General features: G+C 42.2%; 15 protein-coding genes. 4 read left to right on the forward strand and 11 right to left on the reverse strand.

Going from position 1 to position 19653, the window contains the following annotated elements:
* Nucleotides 1-93 precede the first annotated feature (93 nt).
* The 6 genes from HGJ98_RS11765 to allE form a co-directional block, all read right to left on the reverse strand.
* The gene (locus HGJ98_RS11765) at nt 94-1044 is read right to left on the reverse strand and encodes an ADP-ribosylglycohydrolase family protein (RefSeq protein ID WP_291351598.1); all 951 of its coding nucleotides are present in this window, start codon (nt 1042-1044) and stop codon (nt 94-96) included.
* A gap of 90 nt (nt 1045-1134) precedes the next feature.
* On the reverse strand, nt 1135-1767 hold the full coding sequence (locus HGJ98_RS11770) for a LysE family transporter (RefSeq protein ID WP_291351600.1): 633 nt from the start codon (nt 1765-1767) through the stop codon (nt 1135-1137).
* Nucleotides 1768-1809: 42 nt separating this feature from the next.
* Nucleotides 1810-3420 carry a gamma-glutamyltransferase family protein gene (locus HGJ98_RS11775; protein WP_291351621.1) on the reverse strand — a complete coding sequence of 537 codons (1611 nt, stop codon included), beginning with the start codon at nt 3418-3420 and terminating at the stop codon, nt 1810-1812.
* 10 nt (nt 3421-3430) lie between these two features.
* Nucleotides 3431-3778: a cupin domain-containing protein gene (locus HGJ98_RS11780; RefSeq protein WP_291351602.1), complete on the reverse strand. Its 348-nt coding sequence runs from the start codon at nt 3776-3778 to the stop codon at nt 3431-3433.
* A gap of 373 nt (nt 3779-4151) precedes the next feature.
* On the reverse strand, nt 4152-5828 hold the full coding sequence (locus HGJ98_RS11785) for a PucR family transcriptional regulator (protein ID WP_291351604.1): 1677 nt from the start codon (nt 5826-5828) through the stop codon (nt 4152-4154).
* A gap of 50 nt (nt 5829-5878) precedes the next feature.
* Complete coding sequence (gene allE, locus HGJ98_RS11790) at nt 5879-6640, reverse strand: (S)-ureidoglycine aminohydrolase (RefSeq protein ID WP_291351622.1); 762 nt, start codon at nt 6638-6640, stop codon at nt 5879-5881.
* A gap of 263 nt (nt 6641-6903) precedes the next feature.
* Here allE and HGJ98_RS11795 point away from each other — a divergent pair, with 263 nt between their 5' ends.
* Nucleotides 6904-7425, forward strand: a complete 522-nt coding sequence (locus tag HGJ98_RS11795; protein WP_291351605.1) for an ureidoglycolate lyase — start codon at nt 6904-6906, stop codon at nt 7423-7425.
* A gap of 237 nt (nt 7426-7662) precedes the next feature.
* On the opposite strand, the gene HGJ98_RS11800 is transcribed toward HGJ98_RS11795, so the two are convergent.
* Nucleotides 7663-8892, reverse strand: coding sequence for a Zn-dependent hydrolase (locus HGJ98_RS11800; protein ID WP_291351607.1), 1230 nt, complete (start codon nt 8890-8892; stop codon nt 7663-7665).
* 265 nt (nt 8893-9157) lie between these two features.
* On the opposite strand from HGJ98_RS11800, the gene allB (HGJ98_RS11805) reads away from it, so the two are divergent.
* The 3 genes from allB (HGJ98_RS11805) to HGJ98_RS11815 are packed head-to-tail and all read left to right on the forward strand — an operon-like array spanning nt 9158 to nt 13329.
* Entirely contained in the window at nt 9158-10516 is a 1359-nt protein-coding gene (gene allB / locus HGJ98_RS11805) for an allantoinase AllB (RefSeq protein WP_291351609.1), read from the forward strand.
* A gap of 22 nt (nt 10517-10538) precedes the next feature.
* Nucleotides 10539-11891: an allantoinase AllB gene (gene allB, locus HGJ98_RS11810; protein ID WP_291351611.1), complete on the forward strand. Its 1353-nt coding sequence runs from the start codon at nt 10539-10541 to the stop codon at nt 11889-11891.
* A 49-nt stretch (nt 11892-11940) separates the two neighbouring features.
* Complete coding sequence (locus HGJ98_RS11815) at nt 11941-13329, forward strand: NCS1 family transporter (RefSeq protein ID WP_291351613.1); 1389 nt, start codon at nt 11941-11943, stop codon at nt 13327-13329.
* 128 nt (nt 13330-13457) lie between these two features.
* Here the strand turns inward: HGJ98_RS11815 and HGJ98_RS11820 are convergent, their stop codons facing one another.
* The 4 genes from HGJ98_RS11820 to rarD all read right to left on the reverse strand — a co-directional run bounded on the left by HGJ98_RS11820 (nt 13458) and on the right by rarD (nt 19501).
* Nucleotides 13458-13670, reverse strand: a complete 213-nt coding sequence (locus tag HGJ98_RS11820) for a LysM domain-containing protein (RefSeq protein ID WP_291351615.1) — start codon at nt 13668-13670, stop codon at nt 13458-13460.
* 181 nt (nt 13671-13851) lie between these two features.
* Nucleotides 13852-15201, reverse strand: a complete 1350-nt coding sequence (locus tag HGJ98_RS11825; protein WP_291351617.1) for an APC family permease — start codon at nt 15199-15201, stop codon at nt 13852-13854.
* Between the two features lie 258 nt (nt 15202-15459).
* On the reverse strand, nt 15460-18426 hold the full coding sequence (locus HGJ98_RS11830; RefSeq protein ID WP_291351618.1) for an FAD-binding and (Fe-S)-binding domain-containing protein: 2967 nt from the start codon (nt 18424-18426) through the stop codon (nt 15460-15462).
* A 148-nt stretch (nt 18427-18574) separates the two neighbouring features.
* On the reverse strand, nt 18575-19501 hold the full coding sequence (gene rarD / locus HGJ98_RS11835) for an EamA family transporter RarD (RefSeq protein WP_291351619.1): 927 nt from the start codon (nt 19499-19501) through the stop codon (nt 18575-18577).
* Between the last annotated feature and the right edge of the window lie 152 nt (nt 19502-19653).

The raw sequence follows: 19653 nt of genomic DNA on the forward strand, positions 1-19653 counted from the left end.
ACCTTTATTAGAATTTATATTTATACATTTTCTGAAATTTATTCAACAACTAATTATGTCAATGCCTTCGAACAAACTCTTAGTCCCTAATTGTTATTGAACTATAGGATCACACACAACAGCAAATCTTCGGCTCAAATCCAAGATCCAGTCTTTTTTTACAATCTTAGATAGCCATTCCTCTGGGATCCCCCCCAGTCCGTAGTACGCCCCGGCCAACCCGCCGGCCACTGCTCCAACTGTATCCGTATCTAAACCTAGGTTAACTGCCTTTAGCACAGCTTCTTTATAGCTTTCGGTCATCATAAAACACCAAATTGCTGCTTCGAGAGTGTACACCACATATCCGGTAGATTGAATCTCGTCCTCGAATAGCATCGGTAAACTACCATTAGTTATGCGTTGATAGTAGCTTAACTCCTTTTCCAATTCAGTACCCTCAAAAACCCTAGGCGCCTTAACTTGCAAACTCTGATAAGCCGTTTCCATATCTTCACCAGCTAATAAAGACTTTATATACAGCCCATAAAGGGAACATCCCAACTGACTGCGCAGGTGACCATGGGTGATTTTTGAAACTTCACAGACTCTCTCAATAAACTGGGAATCCGGAAGGTGCGCAAAGAACATGACCGCCGGGAGGATGCGCATAAGAGACCCGTTTCCATTATCATCTTCCTCTGCAGGGCCAGCCTCTAAGGGGGCCACTCCTTTTATCAAACGTCTCATGGCATCTCTTGTGGCATAACCAATGTCAAAAGCGTGATCGAAGGGTGTGCAATAGCCGTCTTGAAACCAACGTACAAATCTCTCCGCAATATCGGATACATCATAGCCCTTCTCAATTAGACTTTTCACTAGACAAAGTGTCAAGGAGCTATCATCCGACCAAGTTCCAGGTGGGGTATCAAACGTTCCGCCACCGCGCATACCTATAACTGGACTCTGACGAACTTCGGCACGTGTTAGAAATTGTACCGGTAACCCCAGTGCATCACCTACCACCAAGCCGAGTATTCCCCCGATTACTCTCTCCTCGTTCATAATAGTCCTCCCCTACAAACGTAGATTACATAAACAATAAACGACAAAATCTAAACTTTGAATAATACATTCCTCGATAATGAGGAGAATTTATCCAGCATTGTTTATCATAGCAACTGACATTTGCAAGAAGTGATACGCTAATTTAATGCCATAAACGATAATGACGCTCCCACAAACAACATTGATAACACGTAATACACGGTCATTGAATCTATCGCGAATAATTGGAATTAGAGTTGATATTCCAAGAAACCATAAGGTGGATCCAAAGGCAACACCTAGAATAAATCTGCTCCCCTCGTCTCCTGAGAGGGTGGCCTTAAAGGCACCTAGCATCATGCTTCCATCAATTAGTGCTTGAGGGTTAAACCATGTTACGACACAGGCAGTTGTTATTACTTTTAATATGTTTACATTAACATCCGTCGAAGCATCTAAAGAGCTTTGAGTACGAAGAATCCCTATACCCATATATATTACTATAATACTACCAATCAAAAGCACAGCCATCTCTAACCACGGGGATTGCTCCATAATAGCCCCTACTCCGAAAAAACAGGCTAAGGCTAGGGTTACATCAAAGAATATGACAATGAGTGCTGTCAGATAGATACGGCTTCTCTTCTGGGTAAGAGCTGTATTAATAATAAACAGATTCTGCATTCCGATGGGTGCAACATAGGCCAATCCCATAGTTAAACCCTGTAAAAAAATATTCAAAGGTAATGCCCATCTTTCGTTTAGCTTTAATTTCGATTCCGCTTACCACATGGCAATATGCCCATCCGCTCGAGGTTCTGTCCCTCCTGCTAAGATTCCATCTGAAGTCCGCCAAATTATTTGACCACGTCCAAAACTGGTAGAATCTTGAACCCATCTAATCTCATGTCCCCTACGTGCCAGGTCTTCCGCGATATGCTTGGGGAAGGAATGTTCAAGCTCAATAGTTTTCCTGTTAATCCATTGCCAACGAGGCGCATCAAGAGTTGCTTGAGGGTTTAAATCAAAATCAATGGCATTCATAAGAACCTGAAGATGACCCTGGGGTTGCATGAAACCTCCCATTACACCAAAGGGGCCAATAGGACAACCATCCTTGGTTAAGAAACCAGGTATAATCGTATGATAAGGCCGTTTACCTGGTTCAAGGCAGTTTACATGATCCGGAACCAAAGAAAAGTTGTTCCCACGATTCTGCAGGTTAATTCCTGTCTCAGGGACAACTAAGCCTGATCCAAAGTCCATATAGTTGCTTTGAATGTATGAAACCATGTTTCCCTCGCCATCTGCAGCTGCCAGATAAACCGTTCCCCCTTTGGGCGGACTTCCGGGTTCAGGCATAAGGGCTCTTTCTCCGATTTCTTTTCGTCGTTGCATTGCATAATTATCCGCAAGCAAATCTTTGATGTCCATTTGCATTTTTGCTGAATCGGCAATATATTTCTTTCCGTCCATAAAAGCAAGTTTTAGGGCTTCAATTTGCCGATGATAGGATTCAGGGCTCACTTTCATTTCAAAATCAAACCCTTTTAAAATATTTAAGGCAATAAGCGTTATGAGACCATGTCCATTAGGAGGAATTTCCCAAACGGTATACCCTCTATAATTTACATTAATAGGGGTTACCCATTCCGGTATGTAAGCCTCTAAGTCCTCCTTACGTAGAAAGCCGCCATACTTTTTAGAAAACTCGTCAATCTTGTCTGCGATGGCTCCGCTATAAAAAGATCGAGCATTGGTTTCTGCGATAGCTTGTAAAGTACGGGCGTGATCAGGAGAACTCCATAGTTCTCCTATTTTTGGAGCTCGCCCTTGAGGTGCAAAGGTACTAAACAACGATTTATATAGCTCATCTTTTAAGTCTAACGCGAAGGTGTCGAAGGCTTTTCCCCAGTTTCTCCCTACCGTCGGAGAAAGAGGAAAGCCCTGCTCAGCATAAGCAATTGCGGGTGCCATCACTTCAGTTAGAGGAAGCTTACCGAAGCGAGCCGACAATTCTGCCCAGGCGGCAGGTGCCCCAGGTACAGTGACAGGGAACCATCCGTATGTGGGCATTTCCTTATATCCGGCACGTTCCAAAGCTTGCAAGGAGAGACGTTGAGGGGCAGGTCCACTGGCGTTCAAGCCGAAAAGCTGGCCCTTTGTCCAAACTAAAGCAAAAGCATCTCCCCCTATTCCATTAGAGGTTGGCTCCACAACCGTGAGACATACTGCTGTCGCAATAGCAGCATCAATTGCATTTCCACCTTTTCTTAATACGGACAACCCAGCTTCTGCAGCAAGGGGCTGAGCTGAAGCAACCATCCCATTTTTGGCGAAGGCAGTCAATCTGCACGAAGCATAAGGATTATGAAGTGTATCAAAGTTTAGCATCGGCATTACCTTACTTATCTCCTTCTTCGGGCACGATACAGATGAAAGCAAATTTATCATTGCCAGTATTTTTGAATTGATGCAACTTATTGCTGGGAGCAAAGGCAAATGAGCCAGCTTCCATTACATAATCCTGCCCGTCTAAATGCAAAGTTCCCTCCCCTTCAAGAATATAAATTATGTGGGGCCAAGGATGAGTGTGGCGAGGAGTGTAGCCTCCTGGACCTAGCTCAAATTCGCGCATAACATAGCCTTCCCACCCTTGGGTTGGGGAAATGAGTACTCTCTTAACAGCATTTTTGATTTGGTCATTGTCTACGCGTGTGCCTAAAACCTCCCGTTTATGACTTACAATCATACCGTTTACCTCCAAAATCATTCCAATATTTACTTTTTAGTTTTCGACGCGAACTTGCTTTTTTCCTTTTTACCACTTCATAAGCCCAAGGATCAATGAATAATAATTTTTTAAATATTCTGATACTTAGTTCAAAAAATGATTTTTTTAAATATACTATAGCAAAAGGTTTTATTCATTTGAGAGGAGTGGATCTTATGTTGCTCAAGAATTTATGTTCGAGTTGCGACGTTTGTGGTGAAGAAAAAAAGACTGAGTTGTTCTGTTGGAACTACAGGTTTAACGATGAGCTAGAGGATAGTTCAATTATCAAGGAGTCATGCTGGAGTATCTGTGACGAATGTTGTCTCTCATTGAACCAGAAGAGCCGCTCCTAAGAGTGGCTCTTTTTAATCCATTGTTTATTCATAAGATGCAGCATCTTCAAGCCCATCTCCAATTCAAGGCGGTTCTTATTGTCTTCTAAATCCAATTTAGTAACTTCTCTGATTCTCTCTAAACGGTACAGCATAGTTTTATAATGGATGAATAGTTCTTTAGCGGCCTTACTGGCATTTCCATTGCATTCAAGAAACACTTGCAAAGTATTGAGCATATCCGCTTTGTTCTCCTGATCATAGTTTAGAATCTTGAGTAAAGATTTCGGGAGAAATTCCTCAAGGGAATTCCGTTCAGCAAATTTACATAGAACACGAAAAACTCCCAGTTCAGAAAATCCTATCACTGAACTTTCCTTGTGAAGCATTGACCCATAGGTCAAAGCGTCCTGTGCTTCCTTATAGCTGCGAGGTATATCCTCAATACAGATTGCTTCATCTCCGATTCCCACTTGGATTATAATCTTTTTCATTCTCTTTTTAATCTGTTCTTGGACTTCCTTACCCACATTTTTTATTTTTTGTAATAAATTTTCGTCGTTCTCTGTAACCGGCCAAAGAACAACAACAGTATCTACCTTATTGCCAATAATATAGTCCTTAGTATGGTTCCTTATGGCACTTGAGATAATCGAGGTGATTTCTGATTTCAAACCCTGGATAGCCATTCTACTTTGATCGCGATTTTCCAAGAGGTGAGAATCTAAATTCTGAAGATCAAAAACAATAATTCGATAGGGCCGATTTAAATCCCATTCCATAAAGTTAGCCCGTTCTAAAGCAGTAGCGGAACTCATCGCACCGGTCAAGATCTGTTCAATAAGGTCATTTCTAAAACGTTGTTCAACTTCGCTAACTGCAAATCGCTTGACCCAATCCAACGTGACGACAGTAGCTGCATTTTCTAGACAGATAAAATCCATTTCCTCAAGAGGACTATTTAATTCTGCTATTGTCAAAAAAGCTTTAACCTGACCAAAAGCTCTAATTTCAACGACAACTTGCGGAACGAGGCCTTCTCCCAATGCCGGGTAATTAACTTTCTGTCGATAATAAGAAAACTTTTCATTCAAGTTTTCGCGCAGTTCACGCTCTTGAGACTCCTGAAAGCTCTCGATCCGGGAGTCTGTTGCTTCAATACATTTAAAATTTTTATCATAAACTGCCACCGGGTTTCCTACTAATTCTTCGAGGGTTCGAGTAATGGCTTCTAACCCTTCACATTGTAAAGCCAATGTTGTAAAGCGTTCTTGAATATCTTTATAGTACTTCAACTTAACTACTTGTGAATTAAACAACTGCTCCATTACCGGATACATTATATCTACAAATCGAGTATTTCCGTCCAATTCGATCAGCGGCAAACCAAACTCATTAGCCGCATCGATCACCTCTTGGGGGATATCTTGCACGAAGCGCCGTATTTTAACAGCTAAGGCACTGACCTTTTTTTGAGCTAATAATTGAATAAATTCTCGGTAACTTTGTCCTTCCCCAGGACCGGCATATAAACTGGTTAAGAGGAGTTCTCCACCCGAGAGCCAATTCACGATATCAGGAGCTTCGATGATGGTAACACCTTTGACAACGTTATCCAGCATTTGGTATCCTGCAACCACTTGAGAAGTTTTCAAGGGGCCGATTCTCAACAAACTTTTAACTGTAATCTCCACTGTTACCACCTCTTATCCTTTCAGACAACTGACTTTTATGGGACCACACCTTAGAGCTGAATATCTCTGTTACAATCTTTTGTATAGATATAGGTAAAGGGTGTGCGCCCTACTCCATAGCAAGCTTGAGGGACATAAGGGCCAAACCAGATGAAATCTTCTTTCTTCACAGGGATCCAGTGATCATCGATGAGATAGACACCTTCACCTTCCAGAAGATAGAGACCGTGTTCCTGGACATGGGTCTCAATAAACGGATGGCAACCTCCCGGATAAAAGCTCAAAGTATGGAAGTTAACATCAAAACCTAGATCACTTGGAAGCAAATTCTTAATTCGAACATTCTCCATGCCATCGTAAGCTTCATCTGGCATGTCATTAAGTCTAGCAACCACAACTCTAGCCTCATGACCATCTACTGCACGATAACGCTGCTTGTAAAGAAGCAGCTTCCAAGGTTCGTCAGACTCGTTTCGGAGGCTCATTTCCAGTGATGCAGGAGCAAAAACGTATCCGCTTTCATCGACAGAATACTCTTCTCCTTTAACAGTAACCTTTCCTCTTCCACTCATACAGTAAACAAAGGTTTCAATGCCTTCTTCTTGAAAAGGTTGAACAGTACCCCCGCCTGGAAGAACTTCGACAGTATACATTGCAAACTGGGGGCCATAATGAGGAGAAGCGATAATGCTGACATTGCACTGTTCGAGATTCGGAAGGACATTCTTAACCCGTCCTTCGGGAGGAATTAGAGCATACCGTCCGTGTTGAATAATAGCCCGAGTCGATAATAAATCATTTGGATAACCCATGGTTATATCTCCTTTCTTAATGACAGAACTATTGTAATATCCCTTAATATTCTTAATGTTCGACATCTTAAATTGTTTACCTTTATCCATACTAGATAAAGGTATAACCTAATAATTATCAGGTTTTCCTCTCATTATACTGCGATACTCAACCATCTGCCTAACCAAACTCATATTATTTATCCCATATAGCTAAAGGAGGAAACTAAAAAATAGAGAACTTATCTCTGAATGAAAATTCCTTAAAGGAGAGATGAATTTCGATGAACCGTCTACTTAAAGTAGAACCCTTGACAAAAGAAGCTTTTAGCCCCTTTGGACACCTCTTATGCCCCAATCCAGGGATACCACCGTTTAAAACCACTCCTCCAATCTTTACAGATCGAATGCCCTTTGAGGTCGATGATGGGGAAGCAGAATTTGTCTATGCCCTCCTCGATCGGAAAGAGTTCAAATTCACCGGATTAGAGCGCCACCTCAAAGTAACCCAAGGTTTTTTTATGATGACGGGTGGACAGGCTATTATCACAGTAGCTCCTGCAACGGACCCAAATAACCCTGAATCCTTACCGGCCCTTGATTCTGTTCGTGCGTTTCTTTGGGAACGGAATATGAGTTTTGTGCTTCATCGTGGTGTTTGGCATGGAACAATACTGCCTTTAGAACCTCATTTTGCCTATATCCTTGCCACACGAAAACAAACGTCGGATGAATCGAGTGCACCACTCTATGACGGAGATGTTCAAATTCGAGATCTTGGAGTTACCTTCGAACTTAAGCTATAACCTATTTCGCATTTTCACTTAATCAAAACTATTTGTATCTACTTCCAACTTCAACTGGATCTTTAAGCCTAGTTTTGCTTAAAGATCTTTTTTGCATCCTAAAAACAAAAGACGCGCAAAGGATTTCGAAGAAATCTTCTGCGTGTCTAAATGATCCCAAGGATCCTTAATAATACAACTAAATCTCAACAATGCTCATAACCTCAACTGCTGCATCACCAGGAAGTTGGTTTCTCCCTAATGCTTGACTGCCAAATCAAGAAGGTTATAGTATAACACGTTTACACCATCAGCACAATCTTCTAGCGAACTCCATTCGGCTGGATTATGACTAATCCCATTCTTTGATCGAACAAAAATCATCCCGATCGGGCAGATATTGATCATTTGCATGGCATCATGACCGGCGCCACTAGGAAGTGTGAAGGGCTTAAGGCCTATTTGACTACACGCCTTTTGTGCTGCCTGTTGAAACTCCTCTGAACAAGGCGCTGGGGGTATGCGCTGTAAAATCTCCGTTTGAAGCTCAACACCTCTCTCTTCGCAGATTCTTCCAAATTCTTTCATGATTTCCTTTTCAACCTGCTCACTCACGTTTTGAGAAAGATCCCGAAGATCTAACGTAAATTCCACGGTTCCTGGAATAATGTTGATCCCGCCCGGTAAAACCTTCAGTCTACCCACCGTAGCAACCGTCGTACCGGTCTTTTTGGCCTCCCGTTCAATCACTTGAACCATCTCAGCAGCTGCGACTAGAGCATCCTTGCGCAGGTCCATCGGAGTAGCCCCCGCATGTCCTGCTTCCCCTTTCACGGTGCATTTCAGCCAAAGTTCATTAACAATCCCGCTAACGATACCCACAGATAGATTATTGCTTTCCAAGACTCGACCTTGTTCGATGTGGAGTTCAACAAATACTTTTAGAGATTCTTTAGGTCGTATAGCTTCTCCGACTTTCTCAGGTTCTAGCCCATTCGCCCTCATGGCTTCGGCTACTGAAACCCCATCTTGATCTTTCATCTCAAGATCTTTTTGTTCAATAGTTCCAATAACTCCACGACTTCCGAACATACTAAAGCTAAAACGGCAGCCCTCTTCATCATTAAAAGCATAAACCTCAATAGGATGTTCAACTTCTATTCCTTGTTCATTAAAGGTTTGTAGAACTTCGATTCCTCCAATAATCCCTAGTGCTCCATCGTAGATTCCCCCATTACAAACCGTGTCGATATGAGAACCCGTAAGAACGACTGGTGCTTCTGGATTTCTCCCTTCCTTACGACCAATTAGATTTCCGACAGAATCTTCTCTTACTGTCAAACCCGCCTCTTTCATAAACGAAGCGACTAGTTCTTTAGCTGCTTTGTCCTCTGCAGTGAATGAGTGACGAGTAATTCCACCTGTTTCTTGTTTACCGATGGCTCCTAGTTCTAATAAACGATTATATAGTCGTTCCTTGTTAATCACTAATTACCACTCCTATCCCACGGTACCTAATTTCGAAGGCTGAACTTAAGCGAAAGTCTGATATCAGATAAGTACTTTTTAATAGTTAAAACCTATATTCATATTTTTCAGTATTTCAGCGTATCTGTCTTTGGCAATATCGGATAATAATCCTTCGTTATTTATAGCACAGTGAGATAGTGAAAAATATCAATTTTCTATATATTCTAAGCATAGGCTTACATCGCGTTACATTACAAATTTTAGTATGAGAGAAGGCATGAATATGTTTAATCTAGTTATTAAAAACGGTAAGGTTGTAACATCAGAACGGGTCTTTGAAGCATCCATTTGTGTAAACGATGGAAAAATTGCAGCCATCGTTGAAGCTGGTAGTCCAATAGAAGCGGAAGAAGTCATCGATGCCCAAGGAACCTATATCTTCCCGGGCGCAATTGACAGCCATGCACACTTAAATGATCCCGGTTACTTATGGAGAGAAGACTACTCCCATGGTACAGCTGCTGCAGGAGTTGGCGGTTGTACGACTATAGTGGACATGCCTCTTCAGAACGAACCGGCATTGACAGATGCTCAGATTTTCGATACAAAAGAAGAATCTGTTTCTCCGAACGCTTATGTTGATTATTGTTTTTGGGGCGGCCTGGTAGACTATAATCTTCAAAACTTGAAAGAATTAGATAAAAAGGGTTGTGTTGCTTTTAAATCGTTTATTGGGCCTGTATCCCCTGATTATGTATCCCTATCCATTGGACAGGCTAAAGAAGCTCTAGAAATTTTAAAAGAATGCGATGCTCGAGCAGGTTTCCATTGTGAAGATTATTCCATTATCAAGTGGGAAGAAGCAAGAGCTAAACGTAAGGAAACTAATGATTGGAAGGATTTCCTAAATTCAAGGCCTGTAATCGCAGAATTGATCGCTACACAAAATATCATTGACCTAGCAAGAGAACTAAATGCAAAAGTACATATCTGTCATGTAAGCCACCCTAGAGTCGCAAAACTCATTAAGGAGGCTCAGTTAGAAGGTATCGACGTAACTGCAGAAACCTGTGGGCACTACCTTACCTTTACTGATGAAGATGTCATCAGGAATGGCAGTCTGTTTAAATGTGCACCTCCCTTAAGAGAAGCCGCTGCAGTCGAAGAAATGTGGAAATATGTCAATGATGGTACCCTATGCTGTATTGGCTCGGACCACTCTCCTTGTGAATTAAGCGAAAAAAGTGAAGAAAAGCATGGAATCTTTGGAGCTTGGGGGGGTATCAGCGGTATCCAAAATGTTATGCAAGTTGTATTTAGCGAAGGTGTTGCAAAGAGAGGCTACAATCCTACCTTACTGGCTAGATCCTTAAGCGAAGGCCCCGCTAAGACCTTCGGTATCTATGGTAAGAAAGGTGCGATAGAAGTCGGATTTGACGCAGACCTAGTGCTTCTTGATCCAGATAAGGAGTGGGAAATCACCTCGGATTCCTTGTATTATGTCAACAAAATCTCAGCTTTTGTGGGCTTAAAGGGTAAAGGTCTCCCTATATGCACCCTTGTAAGAGGTCAAGTCGTAGCGAAAGATGGTCAATTGGTCGGTCAAAAAGGCTTTGGCGAACTTGTTAAAAAATCCAAATAAGGAATCAGGAGGGGAATAATTCATGAGCAAGCATTATGATCTAATCCTTCGAAACGGGACTCTCGTCTGTCCAGATGATGTAAAAAAAGCCGACGTTGCCGTTTGTGATGGAAAAATTGTCGCCATAGCAGAAGAACTATCCGGCGATGCCAAAGAAATCATTGATGCAACGGGCAAATATGTATTTCCCGGAGCCACAGACGGGCATGTACATTTTAATGACCCAGGAAGAACTGATTGGGAAACCATCACAACAGGTAGTAGTGCTCTGGCAGCAGGCGGTGGGGTTGCGTACTTCGATATGCCCCTTAATTGCAGCCCCTGTACACTCGACGCCAAGAACTTCAATGCAAAGCTTACGGTAGCTCAGAAGGACTCTCTAGTCGATTATGGATTTTGGGGCGGGCTTACTCCCAAAAATTTAAATAATCTCGAAGAGCTTGCAGAATGCGGCGTAATAGGGTTTAAAGCCTTTTCCTGCAATAGTGGTATCGACGAATTTGAACGCATGGACGATTATACAGCGCTTGTGGGCATGGAAAAATTAGCCAAGCTTGGATTGCCGCTAATGGTGCATTGTGAAAACAATGAAATTACCCGAGATCTAACGTCGATCGCCCTTTCCAACAACAAAACTTCAGTGCGGGATTATTTTGCCGCTCGTCCCCCCATTACAGAAATAGAAAATGTCTCGCGCATGATTTCAATTGCTGAGCAGACAGGCTGTAAATTAATCATCGCTCATATCAGCACAGCAAAGGCGGTGGAGCTTGTAACCCAAGCCAGAAGCCGAGGGATTGACGTCTGCTGTGAAACCATTGGACATTACCTAATTCTAACAGATGATGATGTAGAGCGTATGGGAACCGTAGCAAAATGCTCGCCCCCTATTCGCGATACTGAAAACCAAACCAAAATGTGGGCAAAACTATTAAACAAAGAAATTGCCTTCGTTTCCTCTGATCATTCCCCCTGCGACCCGAAGCTTAAGGACGGAGAATTCCTAAAGGTTTGGGGCGGAATCTCCGCTTGCCAAACAACCCTTCCCGCCCTGCTTACACACGCCTATCACGGTAGAAAGGTTCCGCTGGCGGATATTGCGAACTTGACTTCTCATAATGTGAACGAAATCTTTAAAATTCAAGGTAAGGGGAAAATTGCGGTTGGCTACGATGGGGACTTTGCCCTGGTAGACCTAGCTAAGGAATTCACCTTGCAGGCAGAGGATCTGTTCTATAAGCACCAAGTAAGCCCTTATGTTGGGGATCACTTCCGTGGAACAGTAACTCAAACCATTCTCCGAGGAACGACTGTTTTTAAAGATGGAAAGATTGTTTCAACCCCTATCGGCAAACATCTACGACCTAATCTGTAACCAATTATTCTAATATAAAGCCAAAAATAAAAAAGGAGTTGGGTGTTCAATGTCTGCAAATACAGTTACAAATGAGGCACAGATCCCACAGGCTTCAAGCCTGGATGAATCACTAGCACCGAAAACCGAAGCAGGTCGAACAGTGGGTCCAATAGACTATATGTTTATGTGGATTGGAGACGGAGTTAATTTAGGCAATATGACCCTTGGAGCTAGCTTAGTTGTAGCGGGAATCGCAACGTTAAATCTCTTTCAAACATTTGCCGCAGCAATCATAGCTATTGGTATTATTTCAGCGGTTTTCGCTTTAAATGACAGACTAGGTTACAGAACAGGAATACCTTATGTTGTACAGCTAAGAATGTCCTTCGGAGTCAAAGGCTCCATCATATCATCACTATTACGCGGTATCCCCGCTATCGTTTGGTATGGTTTCCAAAGTTGGATCGGCGGTACTGCCCTAAATGAAATTGCGAAGGTTTTCACGGGCGGCGCCTTTGATAATGTTGTCGTTTGCTTTGTACTCCTTCAGTTGGTACAAATTGGTCTTTCCCTCTACGGCTTCCATGCTATTAAATGGGTTGAATCACTTACCTCAATCGTAATTATGGTAGCACTTCTTTATGTATTCGGAGTCCTCCTAACCTCTCATAGCGCTGTCATTACAGAAAAATGGATTCATGCCCAAGGGTCATGGGGCTTGCCGTTTTTTGCCTTCATCATGATGTTTATGGGAAATTATGCAGCTATCTTTTTAAGTGCAGCGGACTATTCAAGAGAGCTAAAATCTGGTATTAGCGACGTAAAACGTGGTTTCCTGTACTTCTTACCAATTTTAATAGCCTACGGCTTCGTACTTGCAATCGGTGCCATGCTTGCTTCCACAACCGGCATCTCTAACCCTGTGAAGGCTTTTGCAATCGTCGTCGATAATTCGTATATTACCGTCTTTGTATCCGCCTTTATAGTCATGGGTGCAATTGCAGTAAACATGGTTGCCAATATTATTCCCCCGACTTATGTCATTACCTTAATTACTAAATTAAAGTATAAAGTTGCTGTTACTATCACCGGACTACTTGCCTTAGGCTCCTTCCCTTGGGTGCTTGTACAGGATTCTTCGGCAAAAGGCCTTGGGATGTTCATTCTAATCTATTCCGCGTTTTTAGGCCCTATTGTTTCAATTCTACTCATTGAATACTATATCTTGAGAAAGCAAAACGTTAATGTTGCAGATCTATACAAGGAAGACGGTCCATTTGCTGGATACAACCCAGCTGCAATGCTCGCTTTGCTCATCGGAGCCGGCGCTGCCTTTACAAAAGTAGAACTGGCTTGGATTATCGGTGTGGTTGTCTCGGGAGTTGCCTATATTCTTCTAATGAAGTATGCCTTTAAAGACTCCCCCTTCAAAAAGGGTACGATCTTCGAGAAATAAGTGTAACCATTTATTCTGCTAAGAGTACATTTAGCAAGGAAAGGTATGATCCTCATAAACTGAGGTATCATACCTTTCTGCATTATAAGTGATAACTATCCAGCCGCTCCTAGGAAGGGCATTGTGCCTCAACCATCCCACGGAGAAACGGTCGGAATGCAAATCACCTGTCCAATAAAGATGAGATTTGGATTATTGATTTGTGGGTTTACATCTCGAATCTGCTGAACCGTTACTCCAAATCGACGAGCAATCAAAAAGAGAGTATCCCAGGCCCGAACAGTATAAAACAGACCTTGACAAGTCCCAGTCGGACACCACCCATTTTTATTATCCCCCATAGTATTCCTCCCTGCTTATGATGTTATTAAGCATATGCAGGAAAATGACAGATAAAAATAAGCATGAGCTTTTTTCTTAGTTTATTCATATAAATCCCTCAAAACGTCATTTTATAACGGAATACATACGCGCATAAAGATATCCACGACATAAGCCGTGGATATCTTCAAAGTAAAACGACTATTTCTTTTTGGAGGGAATCATCATCCCAATTGTCATAATACCAACGAAAAGAAGAAGGTAGTATACGACTGCCTCGCCATGAGCATAGTATGCAGCAATCACCATAAAGACACAAGCGCAGATCGCAAGAAACGGCATGAGAAAACGCTTAAAAAAGCCCAAGGATTGTTCTTTTATCATCATCATAAGGAAAATAGGAATATACATAGCGTAAATGGTAACAATGGGAAGTTCAGAGCTATCAAAACTAAACGGACCAAACCAAGGAGTTGTCAGATTTGCGCCGAAGAAGTACAATAGCCAAACGCCGCTTAGGAGAACCCCCAGGATAGATGAGTTCGTCGGCATATTGGTGTTTTCATCAATAACTTTAAATATCTTTGGCTGGGGGCCCATGTCTCTAGCTGCTAAAGCGTAGAAACCGCGAGTGCAACCCATCATTAAACCATTTAACGTTCCCAAGCAAGAAATTACAACGAATACGAACAGAACTGTACCTCCCAAGTTAGAGAATATGGTGGAAAATGCCAGCTTTGCTCCCGCTTCGCCGCCTTCCATCATAACGCTGTTATTAACAGCCCCGGCAAGTCCTGTATAATATAAGATGTAGATCAAAGCAACAAACAAGGTTCCAAAGGTAAGTGCACGAGGCAAGTTTTTCTTTGCATCCTTCAATTCAGCATTGATACTGGTGGCAATAATCCATCCTTCATAAGCGAAGGAGGTAGCCACAACAGCGGTAAAAAGAGGGTAATCACTAGTCACATCAGCAATGACACCACTCGTGAAGTTACTCACCAAAATACCGTTGCTTAGGCCGACGATTGTCCCGACAATGGCCATGAGAGCAAGGGGGATAATCTTGATTATAGTGGTAGAGACCTGGAACTTACCAGCAAGCTTTGGCGAAAGGGCATTCATAGCAAAGCTTCCAATCAGAAAAAAACCAGCAATGGTCATCGCTTCACTGCCTACAATATTCCATCCTAACAATACACAAGTGTATCGTGCAGAAACCCATGCCAAGACAGACGTAAGACTGGGATAATAAATGGCCGCCATAAACCAACCCATAAAGTAAGCGTACTTACCACCAAGAGCTGCTTCAGCATAGTCAACGATACCATTCACTTTCTCATATCTTGTAGCCAGGGTTGCAAAAACATAGGCACAGACAATCATGATCAAGCCACCAATAATCCAGGCCAAGATCCCCTGGGGAAGATTGCCTCCAGTAGCGTTTAATACTTTCTCTGCTTTAAAAAACACACCGCTGCCGATCACTATACCAATAACCATGGCTATAGCCGTCAATAGGCCATACTTTTTTTGTAGTCCGTTTTCCATAATCAATCTCCTCGTATTAGTAAATACTTTAGAAAACTATAAACAACAACTTTATTACTCTAGCATAAAGCAAATAAAAAATAAATGCCTTTTTTAAGTTATTTGGTTGAATCTTTTTTAACCCCATTAACTATGTAGAAGCCTCAAGTTAAGAGTTTAAAGAATAAAATCCCCCTACAGATAAGGAACTTAACAATGCTGTTAAATCCCTTATCTGTCTTTTATCAAGTGCCTATTCTTCTCAAAAGCCAATCTCGGTTAATGAAGTGGGCGTGGAGATGAAGAGCGATCTACAAGGTACATCAGGGATTGATAGCCGATTCCACTATGTTGGGAAAGCCCGATCTCGCAGGTTCGGCTGTTGGAGTAACCCGAAGTGCAATCTTTAGGGAGTGAGGCTTTGAGTCCAGCTAAGGCGGATTGATTTAACTCAGGGTAAGAAAATCCCTTATCCCCTGCAAATCCGCAGCAATGTACGTCATCAGGCATCACGACCTTTTCAGCGCAGGCTTCTGCTACCGCTTTTAATTTATCGCTGATGTGCATTTTAACGGAACTACAGGTTACATGAACAGCGACGGTTTCAGGAACCTGCCTAAACAACAAGCGATCCATTAAGAAATCGTGAGTAAACTCTACGGCTTCGTAAAGCTTAATGTCTGATTTAAAAGCACGTTTCATGCGATAGAGACATGGACTGGTATCACAAAGTATAGGAAGGGTTCCATTTTCACTTACCTTGATCAGTACTTTTTCGAGTTCCTCACTTTTCTCATCCGCAATCTCGAAGAATCCTTTACTTTCCCAAGGCATACCACAACACAATTCCCCCATGTTCGGCGGATAGATGACCTCATATCCTGCTTTAGCAAGAATAGAAAGCATCACTTCATTGAGAGGCCTTTGATCCTTATCCAGGCGATCAGGACCCATCGAGCGACTAATACAGCTCGGGAAATAGACTACCTTTAAGGGGTTTTCTCCTGTTGAAGCAAAACCAGACGTTTTCATACCTCGAGTTGATGATCTGACTGGCATCTTAGGGGTAGATCCTTTACCAGGCATGGAGGAATTCCATAGGGGAATTCGATTTTTAGAGACGAGGTGTGCCTTTGTTGCAAGTGAATCCATCACTCGTGTCCCAAGGAGTGAATGGACAGCATCCACTGCGCCAAGTCCAAAGCGCATCATGGTTGTAACCCCATTCATATTCTTGGCCAGACGTTCTGCAAGGAAGCGAGTGGTTGGTGTAATGGCCTGCGAGCGAAGATATTTAGAATTATCTCCGGTATTAATGGAGAGTGGACAAGCTTTAGCACAGAGTCCATCTGTAGCGCAGGTGGCATTCCCCGCATAATCATAATCCTTAAGCAAGCGCATTAAACGCTGAGGATCTTTCCCAGTCCGTTTTAAAAAGGATATCTCACGTTGCAGAATAATCCGCATCCGTGGAGTAGTTGTGATATTTTTGGAGGGACAGATATCTTGACAGAAGCCACAGTTTGTACACCGGTCAATTGTTTCATGAGACTGAGGCATCATTTTTAAGTCTTCAAGATAAACATTCTTATTATCATTGATTATGACGCCCGGATTTAACAGACTATGGGGATCAAAGGCAAATTTAATCCGTCTCATAAGCTGATACGCCTTACTTCCCCATTCGAGTTCAACAAAGGGAGCCATGTTCCGCCCGGTTCCATGCTCAGCTTTCAGCGAACCCTTGTATTTGTTGACAACGAGTTCATTAACCTCCTTCATAAGTCCCTCATATTGATGAATTTCTTCATCCGTTTCAAACTTCTGAGTAAAAATGAAGTGCCAATTCCCATCTAAAGCATGCCCATAAATAATAGCGTCCTGATAGCCATATTTATTAAGAATCGTTCTAAGATCTATGGTAGCCTCAGCCAGTCGGTCTAAAGGAAAAGCCACATCTTCGATAATAACTGCCGTCCCCTGTTCACGGATTCCACCCACTGCAGGAAAAATTCCTTTACGGATTTTCCAGAAGGTTTCATACTCAGATTTTACAGAGGTAAAGTCAATGGGTAAAACCGTCGGAATGCTCTTAAGTCGTTCTTTTACTTCCTGAATCCGTTGTTCTAGAACCTCCCGATTTTCCCCACGAACCTCAACTAAGAGTGCAGTTGCTGCTTCTGAAAGAGTCCGTAAATACTCAGGCATGCCCGGGCTCTCTTCCATGGTTTTCAAGGAAACCCGGTCCATCATCTCCGCGGCAGATACTAAATCTCGATTCAGCTTCATAACAGCACGGCAGGCATGGTCCATATCCGGATAAATAATTAAGGCTGAGGCTTTGTGGTCATGTTCGATGACGGTTTTATAGGTAATCCGTGAGATAAACCCTAGAGTCCCTTCTGAACCAATCATAGCATGCTTAATAATCTCAATGGGATCCTCGAAGTCAACAAAGGCATTAATACTATAGCCTGTGGTATTTTTGATTTTGTATTTCCTTTTGATCATTGACGTAAGGTCTGGATCGGCCTTAAGTTCATCCCGAATGCTCTCTATCTCTCGGATAAGCTCGGGTTTACTCTGAAGAAATGCTCGTCTGGATTCGGAATTTTCGGTATCAAGAATCGTCCCATCATCGAAAATGATTCGCATATCTTCTACAGTTTTATAGCTGTTATCCGCAGTGCCACAACACATACCACTTGCATTATTGGCCGCTATCCCTCCAATCATGCAGTGATCGATGGAGGCCGGATCTGGGCCAATCTTTCTACGATAAGATCTTAAATACCGATTTGCTTCAACCCCAAGAATGCCTGGTTCGAGTGAAATCTTCTTTCCATCTTCATGAACCTCATAGTGTCGCCATGCGCCTTGGACCACCAGTAAGACTGAATCGCTTAAAGCTTGGCCTGATAAACTCGTTCCGGCACAACGGAAAGTAACCGGAACCTTTAAGCTTTGAGAGGTTTTTAAAATAGCCGACATTTCCTGATTATTAACAACTTTAACAACGACCTTAGGGATTAATCGATAAAAACTAGCATCAATGCCATAGCCTAATGTGTAAAGGGGGTCAATAAAGACCCGTTGATGAGGAATTAGACGGGTAACTTCTCGGTAGAAATCTTGATAGACTTTAGGAAGTGAGCTCAAATCCTTTTGTTTCTGGGCAGGATTACGGGAGTCTTTAGGATTTAGAGGATATAATATTTGTCGTGTTCCGCTGCGACGATGAGTCAAAGTCGTCACGTCCTTTCGTGATCATTGTTTTATAGTCTTTGCAGAGTTAACGTGTACAATTCAAAACAGGGGCAAAACAGGGGGACAGGTTCAGTGTTTTGCCAAAACACTGAACCTGTCCCCCTGTTTCCCTCAAGTTCGCTCTCGCTTAAACTCGAGAAAATCTAAGTAGTCTTTTATTAAACCTAGAGTTGAGGAATTCCTTCCTCGAAAAGGAGTATATCCCTAACGCCATCCATATTAGACCAAAGCTAATAAAGTCAACCTTACTAAACTCTTCTTTAAACAAAAAGATACCCAGCAGCAGAGCAATACTTGGAGCAAGGTATTGGAAAAAACCTAGGGTTGATAAGGGCAAACATTTAGCGGCTTGTGCAAATAATAAAAGGGGTATGGCGGTTGCTACTCCCGTAAGTACCACTAATATTAGAACACTCAAAGGCAGAGAAACTAGTGAACTTGTTCCTTGGACCTGATTATAAACTACGTACCCCAAGGCTAGAGGAGTAATAATCATAGTTTCCATTGTTAGAGCAACAATCGAAGTAAGATTCGAAAGTTTTTTAACCAGTCCATATAAACCAAACGATATTGCAAGTAACAGGGACACCCAAGGGATCTCCCCATATTGAACCGTAATGAGAATTACACCTAACAACGCCAATAACAACGCGGCAATTTGCCATCGATCAATTCGCTCTTTTAAGATAATGACACCTAACAGAACCGTAAATAATGGGTTAATATAATACCCTAAACTTGTTTCTATGACCCGATTGCTGTTGACCGCCCATATATAAGTAAACCAATTGACTGTTATGAACAAAGCTCCCAAAGACACGGTTAATATGGTCTTGCCGTTTGACAAAGCCTTTCTGAGGTCTTTAAAACCTCCAATGATTAAAAGAATTAGCAGTGATACTACGAAAGACCATACTATTCGAGAAGCAAGTATTTCACCAGCACCTATTTGTTTCAAGACTTTCCAATATAACGGAAGAATTCCCCAAATTCCGTATGACAATATAGCATAGAGAATCCCTTTACTTTGAGACCGTTCACTTAATCCTCTCATAAACCCATTCACTACAAACATCCCCAATCACAACGTTCAACTTATCCATTGTACATGAAATACGGTTTGTTTTATATACACCCATGCAAGTTTATACAGTAACAGTCTGTCATCCTGAGAGATAGCGAAGGATCTAGATCCTTCGCTATCTC

Origin of the sequence: Desulfosporosinus sp. (genome assembly GCF_014237355.1) — a bacterium.
Taxonomy (GTDB): domain Bacteria; phylum Bacillota; class Desulfitobacteriia; order Desulfitobacteriales; family Desulfitobacteriaceae; genus Desulfosporosinus.

Coding starts and splice junctions, on each gene's coding strand:
- HGJ98_RS11765 (WP_291351598.1), bottom strand. CDS start 1,044: ATGAACGAGGAGAGAGTAATCGGGGGAATACTCGGCTTGGTGGTAGGT.
- HGJ98_RS11775 (WP_291351621.1), bottom strand. CDS start 3,420: ATGCTAAACTTTGATACACTTCATAATCCTTATGCTTCGTGCAGATTG.
- HGJ98_RS11780 (WP_291351602.1), bottom strand. CDS start 3,778: ATGATTGTAAGTCATAAACGGGAGGTTTTAGGCACACGCGTAGACAAT.
- allE (WP_291351622.1), bottom strand. CDS start 6,640: ATGGGTTATCCAAATGATTTATTATCGACTCGGGCTATTATTCAACAC.
- HGJ98_RS11795 (WP_291351605.1), top strand. CDS start 6,904: ATGAACCGTCTACTTAAAGTAGAACCCTTGACAAAAGAAGCTTTTAGC.
- allB (WP_291351609.1), top strand. CDS start 9,158: ATGTTTAATCTAGTTATTAAAAACGGTAAGGTTGTAACATCAGAACGG.
- allB (WP_291351611.1), top strand. CDS start 10,539: ATGAGCAAGCATTATGATCTAATCCTTCGAAACGGGACTCTCGTCTGT.
- HGJ98_RS11815 (WP_291351613.1), top strand. CDS start 11,941: ATGTCTGCAAATACAGTTACAAATGAGGCACAGATCCCACAGGCTTCA.
- HGJ98_RS11820 (WP_291351615.1), bottom strand. CDS start 13,670: ATGGGGGATAATAAAAATGGGTGGTGTCCGACTGGGACTTGTCAAGGT.
- HGJ98_RS11825 (WP_291351617.1), bottom strand. CDS start 15,201: ATGGAAAACGGACTACAAAAAAAGTATGGCCTATTGACGGCTATAGCC.
- rarD (WP_291351619.1), bottom strand. CDS start 19,501: ATGAGAGGATTAAGTGAACGGTCTCAAAGTAAAGGGATTCTCTATGCT.